The organism is Bacillus hominis (genome assembly GCF_018332515.1).
Lineage (GTDB): Bacteria > Bacillota > Bacilli > Bacillales > Bacillaceae_G > Bacillus_A > Bacillus_A hominis.
This window is the reverse complement of sequence record NZ_BOQD01000050.1, coordinates 1-3,754: the sequence shown is the minus strand read 5'-3', so window position 1 is coordinate 3,754 and position 3,754 is coordinate 1. Positions and strand designations below refer to the sequence as shown.

The following is a 3,754-nucleotide window of genomic DNA, read 5'->3' as shown; positions in this document are numbered from 1 at the left end:
GTTCTTTCTGCACAGTTACATAAACCGTAAGAAGCATTTTCTATATTACAACCAGTATAAATTTTACCTTCTTTCGTAACTAATGCTGCGCCAACAGGAAATTTCGAATACGGAATATATGCTTTTGATAACATCTTATTTGCTTCTTCAATATATTTTTTCTTATCCATATTATTTCCTCCTCAAAGTAACTGTAATTATGATTAATCAGTAATAACTGTATGGACTAATTTAGGAGTAACTGCTGTTTCAGAGATAGAAATGTTTTCATAAATTTTAGCTTTTACATCTTCTACATTTTCACGATTTGTGTAAATTGTTACGAATGGCTCGCCTTCTTTTACTGCATCGCCAACTTTTTTACGTAACATTAAACCTACTGCTAAATCGATTTCATCTTCTTTTGTCGCACGGCCAGCACCAAGTAGCATAGCTGCGATACCGATTTCATCTGCAACAATGTTAGAAATAACACCTGAAGTTTTAGCAGGTACATCAATTACATATTTCGCTTGTGGCATTTTTTCTGGATGATCTACAATCGAGCTATCTCCACCTTGATTGCTTAAGAACTCTTTAAATTTCTCAGTTGCTTTTCCGTTTTTCATAACTTCAATTAACATTTCACGAGCTTCTTCTAATGTATTAGCTTTTTTCGCAAGTACAACCATTTGACTTCCTAATACAAGTACTAATTCTGTTAAATCTTCTGGACCTTCACCTTTTAATGTATCAATTGCTTCCTTCACTTCTAGAGCGTTACCAATTGCAAAACCAAGAGGTTGTGACATATCTGAAATAACTGCCATCGTTTGACGTCCAACATTATTTCCGATACGTACCATTGCATGTGCTAATTCTTTTGCATCTTCTTCTGTTTTCATAAATGCACCAGCACCTGTTTTTACATCAAGTACGATCGCATCAGCACCAGCTGCAATTTTTTTACTCATAATTGAACTTGCGATTAAAGGAATTGAGTTTACTGTTCCTGTGACGTCACGCAATGCATAAATCTTTTTATCTGCAGGTGTTAAGTTTCCTGTTTGTCCGATAACAGCCACTTTATCACGGTTTACAATATCAATGAATTGCTCTTTCGTAATTTCAACGTGGAATCCTTCCACTGCTTCTAATTTATCGATTGTTCCGCCCGTATGTCCTAAACCACGACCAGACATTTTTGCTACTGGTACATCTAAAGCAGCAACTAATGGTCCCAATACTAATGTTGTTGTATCACCAACACCGCCAGTTGAATGTTTGTCTACTTTAATTCCTTCAATTGCTGATAAGTCGATTGTTTCTCCAGATTCAACCATCGCCATCGTTAAATCTGCACGTTCACGGTCCGTCATATCTTTAAAAAAGATTGCCATTGCAAGTGCACTCACTTGATAATCAGGAATACTTCCGTCTGTATATCCATTAATAAAGAATTTGATTTCTTCAGTCGTTAATTCTTTTCCATCACGTTTTTTCGCAATAATATCTACCATTCTCATTATAATCACCATTCCTTTTCATATTGTATGAATCTATTAAAATAGTAAGCCCACAATCGTTGCTGATAAGAAACTTACTAATGTTGCACCGAAAAGTAATTTCAAACCGAACCTTGCGACTACATTCCCTTGTTTTTCATTTAAGCTCTTAACTGCCCCTGCAATAATCCCGATTGAAGAGAAGTTTGCAAATGAAACTAAGAATACAGATATAATCGCTGTCGTTCTATCTGAGAAATTAAAGTTTCCTTGTGCTAAATTTGTCATAGCGACAAATTCATTTGATACTAATTTTGTTGCCATAATATTTCCGGCATTAACTGCTTCATGCCATGGAACACCCATAATAAATGCAAATGGTGCAAATACATAACCGAGAATTTCTTGGAATGAAACACCGATTACACCTTTAAACACTGCATTAATGAATGCGATAAGAGCAACGAAACCAATTAACATAGCTGCTACTGTAATCGCAACTTTAAATCCATCTATAATATATTCCCCTAATACTTCAAAGAATGTCTTTTTCTCTTCTTCTTGTACTTCTAACATATCCTCTTCTTCAGTAACTTCGTACGGGTTAATGATAGAAGCAATAATGAAGCCACCGAATAAGTTAAGCACTAAAGCGGTTACAACATATTGCGGTTTTAATAACACCATATATGATCCAACGATAGACATAGATACTGTAGACATTGCAGATGCACATAATGTATACATTCTTTTCTCTGGTAATAATCCCAGTTGTTTCTTAACTGAAATAAACACTTCAGATTGTCCTAAAATCGCAGAAGCTACTGCGTTATATGATTCTAGTTTACCCATTCCATTTATTTTACTTAATACTAGACCGATAGATTTCACAATAATAGGTAATACTTTAATATGCTGCAAAATACCTATTAAAGCTGAAATAAATACGATTGGCATTAATACACTTAAAAAGAATGAAAACTCTTTTTGATTTACTAATCCACCAAATACAAAATTCACACCATCAGCGGCATATTTTAATAACTCTCCAAAGCCATCAGCTATTCCGCTTATTAATATATTCCCAGCGCTTGTATTTAATAATAAAAACCCCAAAATGAATTGTAATATAACCATCGTTATGATTGGACGATATTTGACTTTCTTTCTATCATTACTAGCAAGCCAAGCGATACCTAAAATCAATACGAGGCCAAAAATACCTATTAAGTATTTCATAAGCCGTCTTCTCCCTTCGTATCCGCTTACATTCTTTTCAATTGTTAAAGCAATAGATACATTTTACTTTAAACGTGTATCTATTGCTCTTTACTTCATTATTAATTAGTAGTTATCTGTAGCACCTTTTGCATCATTCAATACGATTGCAACACTAGCACTAGCTCCAACGCGAGAAGCTCCAGCAGCTACCATTTTGTCTGCATCTTCACGTGTACGAACGCCACCAGATGCTTTTACACCAACGTTTGGTCCTACTGTTTTACGCATTAATGCGATGTCTTCAGCAGTTGCTCCGCCAGTTGAGAATCCAGTTGAAGTTTTTACGAAATCAGCACCAGCTTTTACTGATAATTCACAAGCGCGTACTTTCTCTTCATCTGTTAATAAACAAGTTTCAATAATAACTTTTACAAGAGCTTTTCCTTTTGCTGCTTGTACTACTTCATAAATATCTTTTTCAACGAACTCATTGTCGCCATCTTTTAAAGCGCCTACGTTGATTACCATATCAACTTCAGTTGCACCTTTTGCGATAGCATCTTTTGTTTCGAATGCTTTTGTTTCAGTAGTGCTTGCTCCTAATGGGAAACCGATTACAGTACAAACGTCTACATCATGTCCAGCTAATTCTTCCGCAGCTAGCTTTACCCATGTTGGGTTAATACAAACAGAAGCGAATTTATATTCCTTTGCTTCTTCGATTACTTTCATAACATCTTCTTTTGTAGTATTAGCTTTTAAAATTGTATGGTCAATTAACTTTGCAATGTTCATTATCTTCACTCCTCATATCTTTTAACAACTTCATTCTAACTCTTAGTTGAACAAATGTAAATACACTTTTGAATTTTTGTTCATTCTTTTTCAGAAGGGAATTTCTTGTAGTAGATGCGGTGCATTCTAGCTAAGAAACAATTCATATATATCACAAGTTGAAATCAAAACTTTTATGTTAACACTGGTAGTATGTATCTCAATATCCATAATTATTTTTAAAAAGGAAATTTGTGTTCCAAAAAGGACTCCTA

The 3,754-nt window shown here is 34.5% G+C and carries 4 protein-coding genes; all 4 read right to left on the bottom strand.

What is annotated here, in order from left to right; genetic code table 11:
* A partial coding sequence (locus KI356_RS07340; RefSeq protein WP_212935132.1) for a cytidine deaminase occupies window positions 1–170 on the bottom strand: 170 nt, incomplete at its 3' end.
* Window positions 171–203: 33 nt separating this feature from the next.
* Window positions 204–1,505, bottom strand: coding sequence for a pyrimidine-nucleoside phosphorylase (locus tag KI356_RS07335; RefSeq protein WP_212935131.1), 1,302 nt, complete (start codon window positions 1,503–1,505; stop codon window positions 204–206).
* Window positions 1,506–1,541: 36 nt separating this feature from the next.
* Window positions 1,542–2,723: a NupC/NupG family nucleoside CNT transporter gene (locus KI356_RS07330; protein ID WP_128281432.1), complete on the bottom strand. Its 1,182-nt coding sequence runs from the start codon at window positions 2,721–2,723 to the stop codon at window positions 1,542–1,544.
* A 105-nt stretch (window positions 2,724–2,828) separates the two neighbouring features.
* Entirely contained in the window at window positions 2,829–3,500 is a 672-nt protein-coding gene (gene deoC, locus KI356_RS07325) for a deoxyribose-phosphate aldolase (protein ID WP_001017444.1), read from the bottom strand.
* Between the last annotated feature and the right edge of the window lie 254 nt (window positions 3,501–3,754).

What these genes read in the sequence shown, in the direction of transcription:
- KI356_RS07335 (WP_212935131.1), bottom strand. Translation starts at nt 1,505, where the DNA reads ATGAGAATGGTAGATATTATTGCGAAAAAACGTGATGGAAAAGAATTA.
- KI356_RS07330 (WP_128281432.1), bottom strand. Translation starts at nt 2,723, where the DNA reads ATGAAATACTTAATAGGTATTTTTGGCCTCGTATTGATTTTAGGTATC.
- deoC (WP_001017444.1), bottom strand. Translation starts at nt 3,500, where the DNA reads ATGAACATTGCAAAGTTAATTGACCATACAATTTTAAAAGCTAATACT.